The sequence below is a fragment of the Vibrio campbellii CAIM 519 = NBRC 15631 = ATCC 25920 genome, assembly GCF_002163755.1.
Taxonomy (GTDB): Bacteria; Pseudomonadota; Gammaproteobacteria; order Enterobacterales; family Vibrionaceae; genus Vibrio; species Vibrio campbellii.
Genome location: NZ_CP015864.1, coordinates 1,271,003 through 1,290,624, shown reverse-complemented (window position 1 = coordinate 1,290,624; position 19,622 = coordinate 1,271,003). Strand labels below are relative to the sequence as shown.

Genomic DNA, 19,622 nt, shown 5'->3' with positions numbered 1-19,622 from the left:
GCCAATAAAAAAGTCCGAGCTCCCCCCCGGAACCCGGACTTATTCCAGACGCGCAAGCGAAGCGTCATCTCGATATTCTGTTTTTTTGTATCAATCTGTGAAAACAATAGCTGTTTTATATTTGTTGTGTAAATGATTAATAGGTCTAACTATTGGTTTTCACTTTGTTTGCACGCGTAATGTGATGGATATCTAGGCAATGTACAAGTGCAAGTTGGTAAATTATCAGCAAACCACTGCTCTTTCTTATTTTTGAGATACATTACCGTAACTTTTATGCACGCGTTTGCATCGAGATCACGAGTTTGTAAATTGGCGGAATAGGATCTTGTATTTTTACGTGCTTCTGACATTGGTAGCTTTTAGTGAGAATGTTCACAATTCCACGAGTGGGGGTAATCGACTAAGGTCTATAAGCGGTTCGGTGTAGGTCGAGGAATGATTCGCAAACAAAAGTAGCGGCTGGAAAGAATCGGTGCGCAGTTTCTGAATACTGACCAAACGTTCCAGTGCGTAAAAGCGATTGACGTATTGCTGAGTCTCTTTCGGCAATGTGAGTGCTTTGAAATCTCGACTGCCAGCCTTTTTTATCGCTCTAGCGACACGGCCTTCGCCTGCGTTATAAGCTGCAAGGGTTAGCGCGATATCTTGATCAAATTTGTTATACAAAAACGCCAAATACGCCAATGCGGCTTTCGTGCTGGCTTTGGTATCAAAACGCTCATCCTGACTATTCGTTACTTGCAAACCAAAGCGTTTTGCCGTGGCAGGGATTAACTGCCAGAGGCCCGCAGCATTGGCGTGCGAGACGGCTTTGGGGTTGTAGGAAGATTCCAGCATCGGCACCAGCACAAAGTTTGCGGGCAGAGATTTTTGCTTAAGCTGCTTAAAAATATGATCGAGTAGCGGGCTAACGGAATCGAGACGTTGGTTAATTTGTGTTTGGTAAGGAGCAAGTACTTGGAATTGTTGCTCGATGGTTTTGTTGTGCGGCTTGGCCAAAGTCAATGGAGACAAGAAGGTCCAGCAAAAAACAAAAAAGCCTACAGTCATCGACCGGGATGGCGGAAGACTCTGTAGGCAAAGCGAGAATCGTTGTTTAGAACGAACGCTCTTCATAAGTGTGTTGCACAGGTTGTTTGAGTTGACTGACTAACTCTTGGAACGCTGCAGAGCTTTGGCCATTGCTCTGATTGTCCTGTTGGCATTGTTTCACCAAGGATCCCAACAGCGTCCATTGTGTTCTCGCTTGCGTACCAATCTTGGCGGGCAAGGCATTGAAAATACGATTCACACCACTCTCATTACAAGGCAATCCGAGTTTGCGCATTAGCTGGCTTCTTTCACTTGCAGAACGGCCAAGCTGATTCAAAATTGGCATTTGTTTTTGAATATTCTCGTTTAGCGCCTCACCATCGAACTTCAAATACAGTGCTTTTTGTTGTTGAATCAACCCCGATAGTTGCTGGTAGAGTTTGACGTCTTCAGCGATAGAGCGAACAAACTTCTGAATGTGCTGCGATGCCGTCGTTGCCATGCATGACTCCTAGTGCGTTGCGTTACTCGTGACCAGTGTGAAATTGCATTACTGCTTTGGATAATGCTTGGGTATCTAGATTCAGTTCACCACGAGCTAACGAATTACGAATTTGTTCAACCTTCACCATGTCTACGTCTGGTAAGGATTTCATTTCAGCTTGAGCGCGATCGATCGCTACTGTATTCGCTTGGAATGTAGGCTCGTTAATCTTGCTCTGTGCGACGGTGTCGACTGGCTTTTTGCTCGCCTGCTGGAATTTAGTTTGTGGGACATGACCGCCCGCGACCTTGTCGATTTTCATGCTGTTGTCCTCAATCATCATGTTCTAAATCGAATAGGCGACTAGGGTGTGATGAACATTAAATATTTATTTTTGTACTCGAAGTTCGCCTACGCTGACGAGCATCTAAATCGAAAAATGATAACCTGAGTCCAAAATCAAAATTGGGTATGCACCTGATTGAGCCCCGTTACGACAGCGCGTATCACCTTGCCAGAACTGGTGTTTTCTACCTCAATTTGCTGACCTTTCTTGCCTTGTTCTAAGGCGACTCCCTTGGTGCTGGCACTAAACCCATCCTTGCTGGCGATGATGATCACTTCGTTGCCTTTCTCGATCAGTGGTGGAGAGCTTAAGTTGGTTGGGTCAATGATTTGACCTGCTCGAATTCGGCGAGTGGTCTCAAGCCCAATGGCTTGGTTTGCTTTTGTGAAGAAATCGTCTTGGCGTGAAATTGTGCGCGTCTCAGTTTTTAAGTTCGAGGCTGAGATGGATTCATTACGTCCAATCGTACTGGTGGCAACGAGAACGGGAAGTGTCACCGTCGATTTAATGGTCACGTTAATTCTCCATGGAGAGCTAACGTCTTCGCAACTGACCGCACGTTTTAAATTACCAACAGGTAACGGCCGATTATCGCGTCCTGCGATTGCCAAAGGTGTGTCACAAACAGGCAGGTGATTGGCAGAGCCTGGCACCCATATTTGATAGTCGAGTTGGTAAGCACTCCATTGGCGAGAGTGTGCCAATTGCGCCACCTCTTGCTCAAATTGCTCGCCGACGATGGCTTTTAACTCGTCTGCGGTGAGGTTTTTCTCAGTAGCTAAAACACTGAGTGAGCTTGCACTCAAAACCAAACCACAAAGCAGCATGATTGAGGGAAATTGACCTTTCCCCTTGGTTTGAATGGTTTCCGTAAACCGGAAGCGAGGCTTCCTTCCTTGTTTGTAATTCATTGATATATATAACTAAATTTTATGGCATGCATCTTGTTTTGTTATTCGGTGTATTCGAGCCGATTTTAAGGAAAGATGCATGGCGATCACATTCGAAAATGCGTTAGGTGTACATCCAGAGGCACTCAATTTTCGCGTTCAGCGTACCAAAGTCCTCGCCAGTAACCTAGCAAATGTTGATACCCCAGGGTACTTGGCAAAGGACCTAAGTTTCACCACCGTGATGAATCAAATGTCAGCGGGCAGTGTGAACAAACCGGTGCCGAAGTTTCAGGTTGAGGCGCAATATTCGGTGCCTTACCAAAACAGCAAAGACGGCAACACTGTGGAACTGGGCGTTGAACAAGCCAAGTTCACGCAAAACAACATGGACTTTCAAACCAGCCTGACGTTTCTTAACATGAAATTCAGTGGCTTGGCGAAAGTGATTGAGGGACGTTAAACATGTCATTTACTGATATCTATTCGATCACTGGCTCGGCGATGACGGCGCAAACCGTTCGTCTGAACACGGTAGCCAGTAACCTTGCCAACGCCGACGCGGTGTCTGCCAATCCGGATGATGCCTACAAAGCACTGAAACCTGTGTTTGCCACTGTGTATCAGAAAACGCAGATGGCGACGGAAAACGGTGTTTATCCGAATGCGGAAGTGCGCATTGTAGATGTGGTGCAGAACGCGGGCCAGGCAGAAAAGCGCTTCGAACCTAACAACCCGTTAGCGAACGACGAAGGCTACGTGTACTACCCAGACATTGATGTAGTGTCAGAGATGGCCGACATGATGTCTGCAACGCGCAGCTTTGAAACCAACGTGGAAGTGCTGACGAATGTGAAAAGCATGCAGCAAGGTCTGCTTCGATTAGGGCAGGGTAATTAATGAGTCTCGCACAATACACAGCGCTCTCTTCTGACGCACCAGTTGCCACTACCGCTAGTGGTGATACCGGCGGCATTTCTGCCAACCCATCGGATATGAACAGCGCAACGTCACTGCAAAACGAGTTTATCTCGCTCATGGTGGCGCAAATTCAAAACCAAGATCCACTTAACCCGCTCGATGGTACTGAGTATGTCAGCCAACTAGCGCAATTTTCGCAAGTTCAAAGTACTGAAAACATGTCGATGCTGATGCAAAACAGCATGGTATTGCTCGACAACATGCAGGTGCTTTCAACGGCAGGTTTGGTTGGTCAAACCGTGTATGTCTCTTCGAATGAATTTGAACTTGGTGAAGGCGTGCAAAGTGGCAAGGTTGAGCTAGAACACGGTTCGAACCAAGTGACGTTAGTCGTTAAAGATGAGTTCGGCCAATCAACCAAAGTGCCTTTAGGTGCACACGGTGCGGGTGACGTTGAGTTCTCGATCAATCCAGAAGAGCTTGGTTTGAAACCGGGTAAATACACCGTTGCGGTGGAAGTTCAAGAAGGGCAAAAGAGCCCAAATGTTTTGCTGGCAGGCACGGTTGAGCAGGTACGTATTCCTAGCTCGGGTGGCGCAGCACTGGTCAATGTTCAAGGCGTTGGCAACGTTCCTTTCTATCAAATCACTCAGTTTGGTGCTTAACCAAATAAGGAAATCAGAGGTTATTTATGAGTTTTAACATCGCACTTAGTGGTCTGGACGCGACCAACACAGAGTTAAACACCATCAGCCACAACATTGCCAATGCATCAACGTACGGCTTTAAAGGTGGCCGCACAGAATTTGCCGCGGTTTACAACGGCATGCAACCGGGCGGCGTAGAAGTGGCGTCGATTTCTCAGAACTTCGATAAGAATGGTTCGGTGACAGGCACTGGCCGTGCAATGGACTTGGCGATCAACGGCAGCGGCTTCTTCGTGACGAAAGATCACATGGGGCAGATGCTTTATACTCGCGCAGGTGTGTTTGGTACTGATAAGAACAACTTTGTGACCGCAAATAACGGTGCCAAGTTGCAAGGTTACAGCGTAGACAACAATGCGAACCTTCAAACTGGCTCTGTTGGTGACATCAAAGTTTCTACGTCTTCACTTAACGCAAAAGCGACCGACAATCTGGACTTTGTGGCGAACTTCGACGCAAGCGCAACGGCAGTTGACCAAGCCATTTACCCATTCGATTCTTCCGATCCAAACTCATTCAACTCTTCTTACACCACTAAGGTGTACGACTCACTTGGCAACTCGCACACAGTCACTCAGTACTTCACGAAGACATCAGATAACGAATGGCAAGTGAACGTGGAAGTCGACGGTGCACCGACGACGCCAGCAACGGCTCAAACGGTTCAATTCAATACTGACGGCACGCTAGCTTCTCCAACGGGGTCTTTCAATGTTGCATTCCCAGCTGCGGGCGCAAACGCAATGAGCATTGATATCAGCTTGAACGGCAGCACTCAGTTTGGCGCTGCGTTTGGCGTGAGCACTAACAACCCGAACGGTTATACCTCAGGTGAGCTTGCGGGCGTTCGAGTGGAAGACAACGGCATGGTTTACGCGACTTACACTAATGGCCAGTCTCAGCTGCAAGGTCAGGTTGTGCTTGCGGATTTCGCTAACACGCAAGGTCTATCGAAAGTGAGCGGCACGGCTTGGACACAAAGCTTTAGCTCTGGCGCGCCAATCATGGGTGTTCCGGGTACAGGCACATTGGGTGACTTAACACCGGGTGCGCTAGAAGGCTCTAACGTTGACTTAACTAGTGAGCTGGTTGCGCTTATGACGGCGCAGCGTAACTACCAAGCGAACGCGAAAACCATTTCGACCAATGACAAGCTGACTCAAGCTCTGTTCAACGCGGTGTAATGGGAGAGTCGCATGGATAGCTTGTTATTTACTGCCACGTCTGGTGCGAGTCGAGTTCTTAAGGCTCAGCACGTACGTTCGAACAACTTATCGAACGCTGACACCGCAGGTTTCCGTGCCGATATGGAACGTGTTCGCAGCGTTGAGTTACAAGGTGCGGGCTTCGATGGCCGTACCATGGTGGTGACCAACTCAGCCGCAACGCGTTTTGATTCTGGCGACATCATGAAAACCGGTCGTCCTCTCGATGTGGCGATCATGGGCGAGGGCTACCTTACCGTTGAAACGCCAATTGGCAATGAAGCATACACCCGAGCGGGCAACATCAAAGTCGATACCTTTGGCGCAATGAGCATCAATGGCTTCCCTGTTGTCGGTGAAAACGGACCAATCGTTGTACCTGATTTTCAGAAGATTGAAATCAGTGAACGTGGCCGTGTTTCTGTGATTCCTCCGGGTGGTGGTGCAGAAGTGGAAGTGGGCACTTTGAAGATGGTGAAACCAGCAATCAACCAACTGCAAAAAGAGAGCGACAGCTTGCTACATAGCGTAGATGGTGTGCCTTTCCCTGCGGATGAAACCGTGCAGCTTTCTCCAGAGCACATTGAGGGCAGTAACGTGTCTGCCATTGATGAGTTGCTGAGCGTGATGTCGTTGACACGTAACTTCGAAATGCAAGTTCGCATGATGAAAACCGCAGAAACCTTGGCGCAAGCCGGAAACAAATTGATGGCGGCGAGATAACCCTCTCACCAAGGGATTCTCGTCCAAAGGAGATAACCAATGCATTCAGCATTATGGGTAAGTAAAACGGGCATGGCAGCTCAAGATACCAAAATGACTGCCATCTCTAACAACCTAGCGAACGTTAACACGGTCGGCTTTAAACGTGACCGCGTGGTGTTTGAAGACTTGTTTTACAGCATTCAGCGTCAGCCGGGCGCGCAAGTCGACCAAGTGAATGAACTGCCAAGCGGTGTTCAGCTTGGTTCTGGTGTTCGCGTAGTCGGTACGCAGAAAGTCTTCACCCAAGGCAACACACAAAATACCACTCAAGAGTTGGATTTAGCGGTGATGGGGCAAGGCTTCTTCCAAATCGAAAACTCTGACGGTCAGATCATGTACACGCGTAATGGTCAGTTCCACATCAACTCAGAGGGTTTGATGGTCAACAGCCAAGGTTTGCCACTAGAGCCGCAAATTCAAATCCCAGACAACGCGATTGTGTTCTCTGTGGGTGTGGATGGCACGGTAACAACCACATCGGCTGACGATCCAACGCCGCAGCAACTGGGTCAAATCACGCTGGCGAAGTTCATCAACCCAGCCGGTCTAGAAGCCGTTGGCGGTAACTTGTTCCGTGAGACAGAAGCAAGTGGTCCTGCTGATGAGTTAATTGCGGGCGAAGACGGTGCGGGCAGCATCAAACAGGGCGCTTTAGAAGGTTCAAACGTGCAGGTAGTGGAAGAGATGGTCGACATGATCACCACTCAACGCGCGTACGAGATGAACGCCAAAGTGGTTTCTGCCGCAGACGACATGCTGAAGTTTGTCGCGCAGTCGATGTAAGTAAGAAATTGGTGATGATGAAGGATAAAGCAATGAAATGGCTTTCGAAGAGTTGGGCAGTTGCCGTCGTGTTGCTGGTGGGATGTGCAGGTCGTGATGAGTTTATTCCGCCTGAACCAAACACGGAGGAATACGCGCCACCAGTGTTGGATTACACCTTGCCAGAGACCAAGTCCGGCAGCCTTTATCGTCACCAATACACCATGACGTTATTTCAAGATCGCCGAGCCTACCGAGTCGGTGATGTTTTGACCGTGCAGCTCTCTGAAGAAACCTCTTCAAGCAAGAAAGCGGGCACACAGTTTGGCAAAAGCTCAACCGTAGACTTTGCCGCGCCAACCATTGGCACCAAAACCATTGATGAGCTAGGTGTGAGTGTCGATGGCACTCGCAGCTTTGATGGCAGCGCATCCAGCTCGCAAGGTAACAAATTACAAGGTGCGATCACCGTGACGGTACATGAGGTACTGCCAAATGGCGTGCTTCGCATTAGCGGTGAAAAGTGGCTTCGACTTAACCAAGGCGACGAGTTTATTCGCCTAACAGGCATAGTGCGCGTGGATGATATCAGCCGCAGCAACCAAGTCTCTTCTCAACGTATCGCGGATGCTCGCATTACCTACGCTGGTCGCGGCGCATTAGCCGACAGCAACGCAGCCGGGTGGCTGACTCAGTTCTTCAACAGCCCATGGGTACCATTCTAATGAAGCCAATTAATGCATTCTTTACTTCTTTCCTATTGGCTCTGACCTTGGGACTTCCTGCCACTTCACAAGCCGAAGTGGAAATTCCGATTATGGACTTGGTGGATGTGCAGGGCATCCGAGAAAACCAATTGGTCGGTTACGGTTTAGTCGTGGGCTTGGCCGGTCAAGGCGACCGTAACCAAGTGAAATTCACCGCCCAATCGATCACCAACATGCTGCGCCAATTTGGTGTTCAGATTGATGACAGCATGAACCCGAAATTACGTAACGTGGCGTCCGTAAGTGTTACCGCATCCGTTGACCCAATGGCGGGACCGGGTCAAACACTGGACGTAGTGGTTTCTTCTATCGGCGATGCGAAAAGCTTACGTGGCGGCACGTTACTGTTGACGCCACTGCGCGGTATCGATGGCGAAGTGTATGCCATCGCTCAAGGTAGTGTGGTGGTTGGGGGCTTATCCGCCGAGGGTAAAAGCGGCTCTAAAGTAGAAGTAAACACACCAACCGCTGGCCGAATTCCTAATGGAGCAACGTTGGAGCGAGAAATCGAAACTGATTTTAACCAGCGTGACGAAATCACGTTGAATCTGCGCAAACCAAGCTTCACAACGGCGAAGAACATCGCCCGTGAAATCAACAATACCTTTGGTCCAAACGTAGCGAAAGCAATCAACAAAGCGCGCGTCGAAATGCGAGCACCAATGGACACTCAACAGCGTGTCACCATGATGTCGATGTTGGAAGAAATGAGCGTGGAAGAAGGTCGTAAGCCAGCTCGAATCGTCTTCAACTCACGTACTGGTACCGTCGTCATCGGTAAAAATGTCAAAGTGGGTGAAGCGGCAGTAAGTCACGGTAACTTGACTGTTCGAATCTCCGAATCTCAACAAGTCAGCCAACCGAACGCGTTTGCCGATGGTGAAACCAAAGTGGTGGATCAAACCCAAATCGAAGTAAACGAAGAACAAGCGCAAATGGTTATTTGGCCTCCGGGCACGGAACTGAACACCATCGTCAACGCCGTAAACAGTTTAGGCGCAACGCCAACGGATCTGATGTCGATTCTGCAAGCATTGAACGAAGCAGGCGCGCTGAATGCTGAGCTTGTGGTGATTTAAGGAGTTAGCGATGAAGTTAGATACGAGCGGCGATCAAGCACAACTCAATACCATGCTGTATCACGACAACAGCGCCCTAGCGAGCATCAAGAAAAGCCGCGATCAAGAAGGTGCTCTTGAAGTGGTTGCCGGGCAATTCGAGGCGATGTTTCTACAAATGGTGCTACGTCAAATGCGCAGCAGCAGTGATGTATTGGCCGACAAAGACAGCCCGTTTGCTAGCCAGCAACAAGGTGTGTTTCGCGATATGTACGATGGGCAATTAGCGATGGAGTTGGCGAAAAAACAGAACTCTGGTATCGCCAATATGCTGATCCAACAACTTAGCCCTTCAATGCGCGAAGTGGCGTTCGACCAATCACGTAATGTCTCTCCGGCGAACGATGGAAAAGTGGTCAGCCTTGAACGCACATCACAACTTGAAAACGATGAAATCGCGATGAAGACCGACGCAGTTAATCCAACGCTACAAGCGGTCGCCTCTGTTAAACAAGTGCTCGGTGAAGCCGGAATGACGACCGCGTTTACTCAGCCGCTGATCAGGAAAATGGAGCTGTAAATGAACCTTGTTAATATCGCCCTTTCAGGCTTAAACGCGAACCGTGTGGCGTTGGATGTGACCGCGCAAAACGTGGCAAACATCAATACGCCCGGATACAGCCGCCAACAAGCGCTAACCGCGTCTGTTGGTGACGGTAAGTACAACAAGCTCAGCCCTGGAATGGGTGTTGAAGTGACGAGCATTCGCCGTGTCACAGACCAATTCTTGGTGAAGCAAACGTGGTCGACCAACAGTTTAGCGGCGTATTCAGCGGGTTATACCACCGCCATGAGCCAGCTTGAAAACACGCTAGGTGCGGATGGTTTTAGCGTTTCTGCGGGGTTAGATTCCCTTAATGCTGCGCTGAATGATGCCACAGTAAAACCAGAATCAATCCCATACCGTCAGCAAATCATTAATGAATCGGAAGCGTTAGCACGCCGATTCAATACGTTAACCGAGTCGCTTCACAATCAGCACAAGGACATGAGTGATCAGCGTAATGCCGCGTTGAGCCATGCCAATAGCTTGATGGCGAACATTGCTCAGGTAAACAAGCAGATTGTCGAAATGCAAGGCACAGGTGGTAACCCAGCGCAGTTGATGGACACTCGCGATGTGTTGATTGGTGAGCTTTCTCAAATCGTTGAAATCAAAACTACCGACCAACCAGACGGCAGCATGCAAGTGACGCTCGCTTCTGGTCAGCCTTTGGTAATGGGATCGGATTTTGGTCAGCTGGCAGCGAAGCCAGACCCAAGCGACCCATACCTTGCGGATTTGAGTGTCGAATTCGCCTCGCAAAGCTTTGTCATTGACCATTCGGTAGGCGGCAAGTTGGGCGCGATTAACGATTATCAAACCGAAGTGCTTAAGCCAAACCAAGTCGCTTTGGATGACATGGCAAAAGCATTGGCGGATGAATACAACGCTGTGCTGGCAACAGGCCAAGATCTCAACGGCAATCCGGGTAAGCCATTGTTTAGCTACGATCCAGCAAACCCAGCAGCAAGCCTCACCATTACTGATATCAGCGCGGAAGAATTAGCGTTCTCCAGTGATGGCACTCCGGGTAATGCAGATGTGTTGAATGACCTAATTCAACTGAGCAATAAGCCTGTTTCAGTCACTGGCTATGGCTCGCTGAGCTTAAACGATGCGTTCACCGCAATGGTTGGTGAAACGGCGATCAAAGCACGCCAAGCAGAAACGGATTATGAAGCTAAAGCGGCAATGAACAAGCAAGCGCATGCCGCGCACGACAACGTCAGTGCAGTGAACAGCGATGAAGAAGCGGCGAATCTGATGACATTTGCTAACGCACACAACGCCAATATGAAAGTCATTAGCACCGCTAACCAGCTTTTCGACTCTGTATTGCAGTTATTCTAAAAGGAACCCGAGATGCGAATCAGTGACAGTCAATTTAGCCAAATGATGCTGCAAAGCCTGCAAACCAATAACGCAGGTTTGGGGCATGTTCTTCAACAAATGGCCACGGGTGACCGACTAACCAAGCTTTCTGACGATCCTATGGCGTCGATAAAGCTACTGAACCTTGAACGTGAAAACAGCGCGATCGGCCAGTACCAGAGTAATATCGCCAATCTGAAAACCACACTTTCTGCTCAAGAAACCCATTTGGATTCGGTCAACGAGAGCTTGAAGAGTGTGCGTGATTTGGTGCTTTGGGGCGCGAACGGCACATTAACCGATGAAGATCGCAGCGGCATGATCATCGAACTAAAAAGCTACCGTGATTCGATTGAATCCTCATTCAACGCGCAAGACGAAGAAGGCCACTACCTGTTTTCTGGTACTCAGACGGACACGCCAGCGGTGAGTAATGCAGGCGGTGCGTACCAAGTTGATGGCAACAGCGACAAGCGCGTGGTAACTGTCGCAAAGGGCGTGACCATGGATTCCAATATGACGGCGAAAGAGATTCTGGAGCTTGGTGGTGGCGATAACGTATTGAACCAAATCGATGCTTTGATTGCAGAATTTGAGAGCCCGAGTCCGAATTTTCAAGCGGAAGTAGACGCTAGCTTATCTGCCATTGATGATACCTTGGCGAACGTACTGGGGGCGATGACAGAAATCGGTGGTCGCCATAACAACCTCGACCTAATGGATAGCGCACACGGCGAAAACAAGCTGTTCGTTGACAAGGTGACCAGTGACTTATCGGCATTGGATTACGGTGAGGCGTCAGTACGTTTGAGCAACTACATGGCGGCGTTACAAGCAACGCAAGCTAGCTACGTGAAGATCAACGATCTCAACCTGTTTGATCGTATTTAAGGAAGTTTTGTATGGTGATGAGCACAGTAGAGGTAAGACCCCAAAGCATACGCTTAGGTGGGCAAGAACAAGCCTCTATCATGCCAACCCGCTCAGCGGATTCGAGCAGTGCGATCAAGCCGCGTCCTACGCAAGTTCAGGCTGACACCGCGTCAGCCTATTCCGTTTCTGGCATTCAGCTTACTCAAGGCCAGCAACAAGCAACTGCAGTGCAAATCGCTTCTAAATCGTTGCAAGTGATCGGTAAAGAGCTGACTCAAATCAAGCGAGGTTTGACCCAAGCTGTCAACCAAGGCGTGCAGAATGTTCCCGGTCTGCAAGAAGGGTTAGTACGTTCTAAAGCGTCGATTAAACAAGTGGTTGAACAGGCGCGCTTTGACGGGCAGAAAGTGATTGATAACGAACTGCACCTCAAACTGGATAAAGCGGATATTCGCCGTTTCTCCATCCCCGGTTTGAACGTTCATCGTTTGAGTGAGAAAGCCGAGCAAATCCGCTTAGACTTTCCGCAAGGTCAATCGGTTATGATCCAATTTGATGGTCAAGCCGATGGTGCGCGCACGGTGAAAATGCTCGACCGCAGTTTGATTGCGATGGGCATGCGAGCGTCACTGGCAGAAGACGGCACCATTTTGTTTGAAGCGCGTGATACGGCATATCAACAAATGCAGCAAAAGGTGCTAGTGACGGGGGAAGGTCATCGTTTTCCTGCAGGACAAGCGAATGTTCTGAACCTAAAATCAGAACCGGATGGCATCGCTGAGTTGAGCTTTGATTTAGGCTCTCGTGATGGAATCAAGCAAACCATCGCCAAAGTGAATCAGCACATAAGACAAGTGCAAACCAGCTTGGAAGAAGCCAAAGCGTTTCACGGTGAGTTGAACTCGCAAATGCGTACGGTGCAGAGCCAATCCAAGCAGTTAAGTGCTGCCGATGTCAATGCGAAACTCGATGGCTTTATGGCCACTTCCGGTCAGTTTAGCTCGACATTCCAAGCGCTGAATGCGCAAGCGAATGTTCGTCGTCATACGGTTGTGGCGCTGTTGAAATAATTCTTTATTTGAAATGGACCCCCGTTGAAATAGCGCTGTGAGAACACTCCAAGATTCCCTTCTCAATTCATCGGTGGTTGCCTAACCCAGAAAAGAGTTGGGAATCACCTTTCTAGTTCGCGATTAAAAGAGAGATTCCAGACACTTCGTTCCTCAGTTCTGGAATGACGAACTTTGGATATTGAGTTCTATGAACTTCGTCAGTCACGCATTCCGCCTTAGAATTCGTCAAACGCTCAATACTCTTCTGGGTCATTCTCGAGAGCGACGAAGGAGCGACGTCGGGAATCTCTTTCTCAGCTCAAACCCTATTCCGCGTGCTCGACAGGCTCTGCGACCGAGCGGTGGAGTTTTTGGAATAACCATCCTAATCCAATCAGTGATGCGCCTAGACCCAAGAAGCTGATCGCACGCCAGAAGCCATCCAATGAGCGAACATCCCACAAGAACACCTTAAGCGCGACGCACGCCAACACGGCTAGGCCAATGCGTTGAATCGTCATCGCTTTGCGGGTTGCGCCAACCCAAGTCAGCAAGCCGCCGACAATCAAACCAGCAATTGAGTAAGTAAACAGCTCTGCCATGCCAGTCGGCTGAGCGAGCGTCATAGAGATAGGTTGCCAGAACTGGCGAATCGACATACCTAGCCAAACGGCCGCCAAGATAAAACCAAAGCTAGTGACCACAGGACGTGGGATTTGCAATGTGTTCCAACGCTTGTAAGTGGTTACGAACAAAACAATCGCCGGCAGCAACCAGCCAAGAGACAGCATGTTGAACACAGGCATGGATTCCGCGGAAACATTATTGACTATCAACGGTGATTCGAGGCTATTGAGCAACATCATCAGCACAAAAAAAGTGCCCCAAAGTAGGTAGCTGTAAGCTTGATAAACGCGCTTTAGTTGCTGTGCAAACTGGCTGCGATAGCTGTAAACCAACCCCATCACTAGTGCTTGGTTAGCAAACACAATCGCCGAAGTGAAATCGATGTAGCCAAGATAGCCGTATTGCCCCGTCAGCCAGAAGTTGGTCTGGGTGAACACCGCCACCAAGAAGACGTGTAAGAACGCCCCTTCAAACCAATTGGCGAGTTCTGTATCTGAGCGATGTAACAGAGTGCGAGCGTAAGCAAGAATCACCAAAGAAGGCAGGTAACTGATCAGCACCCAAGCCCAGTGTCCCGCATTAACAGGCTGCCACTCTGGAATAAACGGTAACAGCGTAAGACGTACGACTAAGATGCTCATTGCGACTTTCACTGCCCAATTCGCTGGGCGAAAAACATTGGCTTGAGTCTGCAACGCCATAACCGCCACTTGAATCGAAATTGCTGTCGTGAGCCATGTGTCAGTCAGCCAAACGAGAGCGGTTCCAGCAATGATGGCATGCATGATGGCAGAGCATTCCAGTGCCAGCGCTCTGAACCTTTGTCCGAGCATGGCGTAGTAAACCGCAATTGAAGCGGTGAAGAGTGTCCAACCTAAAACATGACGGCTCATAAACTCGTAGGTGTACAGCAGGGTAATCAAGGTCATCGCAGGGGCGAGCACAAGGAAGAGAATGCCTGTCAGTTGAGAGCGGTCACCTGCCAGTGTCTGGAATAATGTTCGCAGTGCAATCAACACAATACTAATGCCGAGCGCGACCAGTACTGGCGTTTGTCCTTCAGCCATATAGATAGATTCAAGCGCAATAGAAAGCAGCATGATCGCGGTAGAAGGCACCAATATTGATGGTAAATAGATTCTTAACGACCAAGTTTTACGAGCGGCGGGTAGCCAAATCATGGCAGTAAAGAAGGCATAGAAGTAAATCATCTCAGCGGTATCAACGCTAGACATGCGAGCCAGTGCCGACAGCACTAACAAGGTAATCGCGAGAGCAATACCTGTCGGTGGATGCGTCCATCTGCCTTGGCAATGACGGTAACGGGGTTTGAGTATCCAACCCATTCTTGGCACCGCAAACAGCAGGTACAAACTCAGAGAAAGGAAGATCGCAAGCCATGAGAAAAGTTGCTCTATCGGCATGCTCTCAATCAGTAACAGCATCCACAAAATATGCGGCACGGTAATCGATGGTGAAATCCAAGCGTGTCGGATCTTTTGCATCAGTAGTGTTGCGGCAACTGAAATTGCAGTGATGTAGCCCGCGAGTAAGTAATAGTTGGGCTCTGCACCGCCAATCCAAAGTGGTGCTGAGTAACCACCGATTAAGCCGAGCACGGCCATCAAAGGCCCTTGGCGCAGAGAAAGCGCTAAGCTCGAAAATGCCGCGCCCGCCAAGATAACCAGTGATGCACCTGGTGATAAGAGCTGATAGAAGACAAACGCAAAGATCACCGTGCAGTAGATGCCAGTTAACCCTGTTCCGGTAATGGCGGCAGGAACGTAGGTAAAGTCTTTTGCTCGTTCTGCTCGGTCTGGGGATTTTTGTTCACGGCGGTGGAACCATTCACCTGCTATCACGGTAGCAAGAGAGATGGAGAATGCGATGGTCACGCGCATGATTGGAGAGAATTCAATGTGGCTGCCAATCACTTGTACGAGGTAACCGCCACCAATCAACATGGCGAGAGCACCAACCCAAACCAACCAGTTTTCTTGGATGTTGGTCAGCAGTTTATTGGCTTGTTTCTCGAACACGGATTCACTGCTCTGCGCCAGCTCACCGATATGAACTTCATCGGCTGAAGGGAGGCTCGGTTCAACAATTGGCTGTGGCGTTTGTTTAGCTGCTAAAGGCGTAACTTCCGACTTAGACTTCGGTACAGGCGTCGGTTTATTGGGTTGTGTCGCGTTTTCAGTTAGCGTTGGAACATGTTGTGACTGAGGATCATCGTGTTGCTCAGGTTTAAAAGTCGGCGATGCGCCTTTCTCAAACCAACGCGCACGGAGCTCTGCCAGCTCTTTATGCAGCCGAGACACTTCGTCCTCTAGCCTCGATATTCGACTGACGGCTTTCAACGTGATGAGCATGGCGAAAATCGCCAAGATAACCGCTAATGAGATAAACAACTGCTGCACCCCCTATCCGTTGTTTGAGAATCCTTAACTTTGAGTAACTTAGCTAAGCTTAGTTCACTGTGCGACAAGCTAACGGGATATACAACACTGAACAAGAAATTTGAGAGGAAGTCGCATATTTGAACGATAACTGGCGGAGCATCCACACTAAACTAATCTTTTTTATAGAGTTAATCGGTTTTGGGTGAAAGCTCAACAGAACAATAACAAATTAGGTGATGATAAATGCAAGTGGGCAACGAAGCGCTGGTGCTGTCGGCGGTTGGGGTAATAGGTTTAGGTTGTCAGTGGTTAGCGTGGCGAATGCGCTTGCCTGCCATTCTCTTCTTACTGTTAGCGGGCATCATTGTTGGTCCGATCCTGCAATGGCTCAACCCAGACGAGATTCTTGGGGGCTTACTTTTCCCCTTAGTTTCCCTCGCGGTGGCAGTGATTCTGTTTGAGGGCAGTTTAACCCTGAATTTTAAAGAAATTCGCGGCGTAAGTGGCTCCGTTTGGAGCATCGTCTCTGTCGGTGCAATCATTTCTTGGGTGGCCACCAGTGTGGCAACGCACTACTTTCTTAATTTTACTTGGGAGCTTTCAATCTTGTTCGCCAGTTTAACCGTGGTTACTGGTCCAACGGTGATTGTGCCGTTGCTGCGAACCGTACGGCCAACCTCAAAACTGGCCAATATTCTGCGTTGGGAAGGCATACTCATTGACCCGTTAGGTGCGCTGTTTGTGGTGATGGTGTACGAATTTATTGTTTCGCACAATGCGGTGAATAGCGCTGAGGTGTTTGCTACTATCATTGCGGTAGGTTTGATTATTGGTGCTTTGTCTGGTGCTGCTGTGGCCACCATTTTGCGTAGAGCTTGGTTGCCGGAGTACCTTCAGCCGTTTGCGGTATTGATGGTGGTACTCGGTGTGTTCTCGATCTCTAATCAGATGGAATCGGAAGCGGGCCTACTGGCGGTCACCGTGATGGGGATGTGGTTAGCGAACGCTAAGGGCATCAACATTCAGCAGATCCTCCACTTCAAAGAGCACTTAACCATCTTGTTGATCACCGGATTGTTCATCTTCCTAGCGGCACGCATCAGTCTGGATGATTTCGCGGCGCTTGGTAGCGGTGCGGTGTTGCTGTTTGTTTTCATGCAGTTGGTGTCACGTCCACTTTCGATTTTCGTTTCAACCATTCGTAGTAACCTAACCTTCAAAGATAAGCTGTTCCTCTCTTGGGTTGCGCCGCGCGGTATTGTTGCAGCATCCATTTCGTCTCTGTTTGCCATAAAGCTAACAGAATATGGCATTTCAGAAGCCATGCTGTTAGTACCAATGACCTTTATGGTGATCATCGGTACGGTAGTGTTGCAAAGTGCGACGGCTCGGCCTGTTGCGAAAGCGTTGGGAGTTGCTGAACCGGCGCCAAGAGGCTTCCTATTGATTGGCGCAAACCGAGTGGCGCAAGAGATAGGTAAAGCGCTGGCGAGATACGATCGCAAAGTTCTGCTCACCGATTCGAACTGGGACTACATTAGCCAAGTTCGCATGTTGGGCCTAGACCATTACTACGGCAATCCGATTTCCAGCCACGCCGATGACAACTTGAACCTAATTGGTATCGGTCAAGTGGTGGCACTTACGCCAGATCAACATTTCAACATCATGGCTTGTATGCAGTTTGTCGGCGAGTTTGGCGAAGATAAAGTACATTGTCTGCAGAAAAACAAAACCAACGGCAGTGAAAAACACTCGGTTGCGGAAGAGTATCACGGCAAACTGCTGATGGGTGGCAATGTCAGTTACGCCCAAATGGCCAGTTTGTTGAGCCAAGGTGCAGAAATCAAACACACCAAACTAAGTGAGAGTTTTATCTACCAAGATTACCTTGAGCACCACAAAGACAATCTGGTGATTCCGCTTTTCCATGTTGAAGAGAAAGGCAGAATTCAATTCTGTGATGATCCAGACCAGTTCACGCCACCTATAACCAGCACGGTGGTGGCGCTTATTCAATCGGTCGATACTCAATAGCCTAAATGACATAGAGAACTGCCACTCTTGGCACATCGGAGTGGCAACATTGTTAATCGTTACCCAAGCTTAATGGAGCAGTGAAGCGCAGTGTTTTAAACGCAGCGCCTCGATATGCTCTCTTAATCATAAAGCGAGAGCGCATAAGGCTCGATTCGGAAAATAAATTGTTCAATTTCCGAATTTTCGCATTGACGGCAATGACAAGGATCGCAATACTGCGCGACTGTTTTACTCTAGGGTGACATTATGGCTCCGCAATCTAATCGCAAAGACTTACATCTTGATGCTGTTTTACATCATGACATGAACATGAAAAACAAAACGGCGGGCTTTGAGTATGTCGAGTTTGAGCATTGCGCTTTGCCTGAATGTGACTTTAACGCCATCGATCTTTCGAGTGAGTTCCTTGGTCACTCATTGGCACTGCCATTTTTGATCAGTTCAATGACTGGTGGCGCAAAAGATGCAGAGATCATTAACTGCCGTTTGGCAGAAGCAGCCAGTGAAATGGGCATTGCGATGGGGGTTGGCTCGCAGCGAGTGAGCCTAGAAGACAGCCTTCACTCAGGTTTGGGCAAAACCATTCGTGATCTCGCTAAAGGCGTGCCTTTGTATTCCAACTTGGGTGCTGCCCAACTGAGAGACCAACAACGTCTCGACAACGCCCAACGTGCGGTGGACTTTATCCAAGCGGACGCTTTATTTGTGCATCTCAACCCTATGCAAGAAGCCTTTCAGCAGAATGGTGATCATGATTGGGTTGGTGTACTTAAATCGATTGAGCAACTAAAACAGCGCGTCGATGTACCGATGATCATCAAAGAGGTCGGCTTTGGCATCAGTGGCACGGTAGCAAAACAACTTGTCGAAGCTGGCGTGGATGCGATTGATGTTGCCGGTGCTGGTGGCACAAGTTGGTCTGCAGTTGAGGGTTACTGTCAGACAGACAACAAAATGCAGCGCGCAGCCGAATTATTCCGTGATTGGGGTATTCCAACGGCTCAGTGCCTAGAGCAAATTCGCACCCAATACCCAGACTTACCTTTAATTGCTTCCGGTGGCGTGTATAACGGCTTAGAAGCTGCGAAAGCGGTACATCTTGGCGCCAACCTTGTTGGACAAGCCGGAGCGGTGTTAAAAGCAGCAACCATCAGCACAGAGTCTATCGTCGAGCACTTTGAACAAATGGCATTAGAGCTGCGTTTAGCGTGCTTTGGTACAGGTTCTGCGAATCTTCGAGCACTGACTCAAGCTCGTCGTCTTTAAACTTCATTACTCACGTTCATTGACTTATCGATGTGGTTAGATTGTATTTGTTGAATCTTGCCTCCTTTACGGAGCGAGAGTCGATAAATTGTCGTTGGCTTAACACGAGCAGTGATATTTTGGGTATAGTTCATTCATCAATTGAAAGTGGAACCTGAATTTATGAAAAAACTGGTAATGCTACTGCTAGCGGCAACAGCGCTAACAGCATGTTCTGACGAAGTAGGTACAGAAGCTTGGTGTAAAGACATGCGTGAAAAGCCAAAGACAGAATGGACAACAGACAACGCAGTTGATTTCGCGAAGCATTGTGTTCTGCAAGATGGCATCGGTAGCGAGCAGTGGTGTGAAGACCTAAAAGAAAAACCAAAAGGTGAATGGACGGCAAACGAAGCAACAGGTTTTGCTAAGCACTGCGTGTTCTAGATTGATCGAACAAAAAAGAGA

General features: G+C 48.9%; 20 protein-coding genes. 15 read left to right on the top strand and 5 right to left on the bottom strand.

Going from position 1 to position 19,622, the window contains the following annotated elements:
* Positions 1-375: 375 nt before the first annotated feature.
* The 4 genes from A8140_RS21955 to flgA all read right to left on the bottom strand — a co-directional run bounded on the left by A8140_RS21955 (position 376) and on the right by flgA (position 2,776).
* A complete protein-coding gene (locus tag A8140_RS21955; protein ID WP_005535972.1) occupies positions 376-1,053 on the bottom strand; it encodes a lytic transglycosylase domain-containing protein in 678 nt (225 codons plus the stop codon).
* Positions 1,054-1,099: 46 nt separating this feature from the next.
* Positions 1,100-1,537 (bottom strand): flagellar protein FlgN, encoded by a 438-nt coding sequence (locus A8140_RS21950; protein ID WP_005535970.1) that lies wholly within the window; start codon positions 1,535-1,537, stop codon positions 1,100-1,102.
* A 22-nt stretch (positions 1,538-1,559) separates the two neighbouring features.
* A complete protein-coding gene (gene flgM / locus A8140_RS21945) occupies positions 1,560-1,841 on the bottom strand; it encodes a flagellar biosynthesis anti-sigma factor FlgM (RefSeq protein ID WP_005535969.1) in 282 nt (93 codons plus the stop codon).
* 137 nt (positions 1,842-1,978) lie between these two features.
* On the bottom strand, positions 1,979-2,776 hold the full coding sequence (flgA, locus tag A8140_RS21940) for a flagellar basal body P-ring formation chaperone FlgA (RefSeq protein ID WP_080619557.1): 798 nt from the start codon (positions 2,774-2,776) through the stop codon (positions 1,979-1,981).
* A gap of 79 nt (positions 2,777-2,855) precedes the next feature.
* Here flgA and flgB point away from each other — a divergent pair, with 79 nt between their 5' ends.
* From flgB to A8140_RS21880, 12 genes are read left to right on the top strand one after another with little or no spacing between them, the layout of a single operon-like run.
* On the top strand, positions 2,856-3,218 hold the full coding sequence (gene flgB, locus A8140_RS21935; protein ID WP_005432433.1) for a flagellar basal body rod protein FlgB: 363 nt from the start codon (positions 2,856-2,858) through the stop codon (positions 3,216-3,218).
* A 2-nt stretch (positions 3,219-3,220) separates the two neighbouring features.
* Positions 3,221-3,655, top strand: a complete 435-nt coding sequence (flgC, locus tag A8140_RS21930; RefSeq protein WP_005432431.1) for a flagellar basal body rod protein FlgC — start codon at positions 3,221-3,223, stop codon at positions 3,653-3,655.
* Positions 3,655-4,341 carry a flagellar hook assembly protein FlgD gene (flgD, locus tag A8140_RS21925; protein WP_005535962.1) on the top strand — a complete coding sequence of 229 codons (687 nt, stop codon included), beginning with the start codon at positions 3,655-3,657 and terminating at the stop codon, positions 4,339-4,341. Before flgC ends, flgD begins: the two co-directional genes overlap by 1 nt.
* A gap of 26 nt (positions 4,342-4,367) precedes the next feature.
* A complete protein-coding gene (gene flgE, locus A8140_RS21920; protein ID WP_005535960.1) occupies positions 4,368-5,567 on the top strand; it encodes a flagellar hook protein FlgE in 1,200 nt (399 codons plus the stop codon).
* A 12-nt stretch (positions 5,568-5,579) separates the two neighbouring features.
* Positions 5,580-6,311, top strand: coding sequence for a flagellar basal-body rod protein FlgF (gene flgF, locus A8140_RS21915; protein ID WP_005432425.1), 732 nt, complete (start codon positions 5,580-5,582; stop codon positions 6,309-6,311).
* 39 nt (positions 6,312-6,350) lie between these two features.
* Positions 6,351-7,136 carry a flagellar basal-body rod protein FlgG gene (gene flgG, locus A8140_RS21910; protein WP_005535956.1) on the top strand — a complete coding sequence of 262 codons (786 nt, stop codon included), beginning with the start codon at positions 6,351-6,353 and terminating at the stop codon, positions 7,134-7,136.
* A 32-nt stretch (positions 7,137-7,168) separates the two neighbouring features.
* Positions 7,169-7,840, top strand: a complete 672-nt coding sequence (gene flgH / locus A8140_RS21905; RefSeq protein ID WP_033000620.1) for a flagellar basal body L-ring protein FlgH — start codon at positions 7,169-7,171, stop codon at positions 7,838-7,840.
* Positions 7,840-8,961 (top strand): flagellar basal body P-ring protein FlgI, encoded by a 1,122-nt coding sequence (locus tag A8140_RS21900; protein ID WP_005535951.1) that lies wholly within the window; start codon positions 7,840-7,842, stop codon positions 8,959-8,961. Before flgH ends, A8140_RS21900 begins: the two co-directional genes overlap by 1 nt.
* A gap of 10 nt (positions 8,962-8,971) precedes the next feature.
* Positions 8,972-9,520 (top strand): rod-binding protein, encoded by a 549-nt coding sequence (locus tag A8140_RS21895; protein ID WP_005432415.1) that lies wholly within the window; start codon positions 8,972-8,974, stop codon positions 9,518-9,520.
* Positions 9,521-10,894, top strand: coding sequence for a flagellar hook-associated protein FlgK (flgK, locus tag A8140_RS21890; protein ID WP_005535948.1), 1,374 nt, complete (start codon positions 9,521-9,523; stop codon positions 10,892-10,894).
* 12 nt (positions 10,895-10,906) lie between these two features.
* The gene (gene flgL / locus A8140_RS21885) at positions 10,907-11,806 is read left to right on the top strand and encodes a flagellar hook-associated protein FlgL (protein ID WP_038863012.1); all 900 of its coding nucleotides are present in this window, start codon (positions 10,907-10,909) and stop codon (positions 11,804-11,806) included.
* Between the two features lie 11 nt (positions 11,807-11,817).
* Complete coding sequence (locus A8140_RS21880; protein ID WP_005532269.1) at positions 11,818-12,858, top strand: hypothetical protein; 1,041 nt, start codon at positions 11,818-11,820, stop codon at positions 12,856-12,858.
* Between the two features lie 308 nt (positions 12,859-13,166).
* Here A8140_RS21880 and A8140_RS21875 read toward each other — a convergent pair whose 3' ends face one another.
* Positions 13,167-15,887: a DUF2339 domain-containing protein gene (locus A8140_RS21875; RefSeq protein WP_005532268.1), complete on the bottom strand. Its 2,721-nt coding sequence runs from the start codon at positions 15,885-15,887 to the stop codon at positions 13,167-13,169.
* Positions 15,888-16,112: 225 nt separating this feature from the next.
* Here A8140_RS21875 and A8140_RS21870 point away from each other — a divergent pair, with 225 nt between their 5' ends.
* The 3 genes from A8140_RS21870 (at position 16,113) to A8140_RS21860 (ending at position 19,601) form a co-directional block, all read left to right on the top strand.
* Entirely contained in the window at positions 16,113-17,906 is a 1,794-nt protein-coding gene (locus A8140_RS21870; RefSeq protein ID WP_005532267.1) for a cation:proton antiporter, read from the top strand.
* A gap of 249 nt (positions 17,907-18,155) precedes the next feature.
* Complete coding sequence (gene fni / locus A8140_RS21865) at positions 18,156-19,175, top strand: type 2 isopentenyl-diphosphate Delta-isomerase (protein WP_005532266.1); 1,020 nt, start codon at positions 18,156-18,158, stop codon at positions 19,173-19,175.
* Positions 19,176-19,337: 162 nt separating this feature from the next.
* Positions 19,338-19,601, top strand: a complete 264-nt coding sequence (locus tag A8140_RS21860; RefSeq protein ID WP_005432388.1) for a DUF3012 domain-containing protein — start codon at positions 19,338-19,340, stop codon at positions 19,599-19,601.
* Positions 19,602-19,622 lie beyond the last annotated feature (21 nt).

Coding starts and splice junctions, on each gene's coding strand:
- A8140_RS21955 (WP_005535972.1), bottom strand. CDS start 1,053: ATGACTGTAGGCTTTTTTGTTTTTTGCTGGACCTTCTTGTCTCCATTG.
- A8140_RS21950 (WP_005535970.1), bottom strand. CDS start 1,537: ATGGCAACGACGGCATCGCAGCACATTCAGAAGTTTGTTCGCTCTATC.
- flgM (WP_005535969.1), bottom strand. CDS start 1,841: ATGAAAATCGACAAGGTCGCGGGCGGTCATGTCCCACAAACTAAATTC.
- flgA (WP_080619557.1), bottom strand. CDS start 2,776: ATGAATTACAAACAAGGAAGGAAGCCTCGCTTCCGGTTTACGGAAACC.
- flgB (WP_005432433.1), top strand. CDS start 2,856: ATGGCGATCACATTCGAAAATGCGTTAGGTGTACATCCAGAGGCACTC.
- flgC (WP_005432431.1), top strand. CDS start 3,221: ATGTCATTTACTGATATCTATTCGATCACTGGCTCGGCGATGACGGCG.
- flgD (WP_005535962.1), top strand. CDS start 3,655: ATGAGTCTCGCACAATACACAGCGCTCTCTTCTGACGCACCAGTTGCC.
- flgE (WP_005535960.1), top strand. CDS start 4,368: ATGAGTTTTAACATCGCACTTAGTGGTCTGGACGCGACCAACACAGAG.
- flgF (WP_005432425.1), top strand. CDS start 5,580: ATGGATAGCTTGTTATTTACTGCCACGTCTGGTGCGAGTCGAGTTCTT.
- flgG (WP_005535956.1), top strand. CDS start 6,351: ATGCATTCAGCATTATGGGTAAGTAAAACGGGCATGGCAGCTCAAGAT.
- flgH (WP_033000620.1), top strand. CDS start 7,169: ATGAAATGGCTTTCGAAGAGTTGGGCAGTTGCCGTCGTGTTGCTGGTG.
- A8140_RS21900 (WP_005535951.1), top strand. CDS start 7,840: ATGAAGCCAATTAATGCATTCTTTACTTCTTTCCTATTGGCTCTGACC.
- A8140_RS21895 (WP_005432415.1), top strand. CDS start 8,972: ATGAAGTTAGATACGAGCGGCGATCAAGCACAACTCAATACCATGCTG.
- flgK (WP_005535948.1), top strand. CDS start 9,521: ATGAACCTTGTTAATATCGCCCTTTCAGGCTTAAACGCGAACCGTGTG.
- flgL (WP_038863012.1), top strand. CDS start 10,907: ATGCGAATCAGTGACAGTCAATTTAGCCAAATGATGCTGCAAAGCCTG.
- A8140_RS21880 (WP_005532269.1), top strand. CDS start 11,818: ATGGTGATGAGCACAGTAGAGGTAAGACCCCAAAGCATACGCTTAGGT.
- A8140_RS21870 (WP_005532267.1), top strand. CDS start 16,113: ATGCAAGTGGGCAACGAAGCGCTGGTGCTGTCGGCGGTTGGGGTAATA.
- fni (WP_005532266.1), top strand. CDS start 18,156: ATGGCTCCGCAATCTAATCGCAAAGACTTACATCTTGATGCTGTTTTA.
- A8140_RS21860 (WP_005432388.1), top strand. CDS start 19,338: ATGAAAAAACTGGTAATGCTACTGCTAGCGGCAACAGCGCTAACAGCA.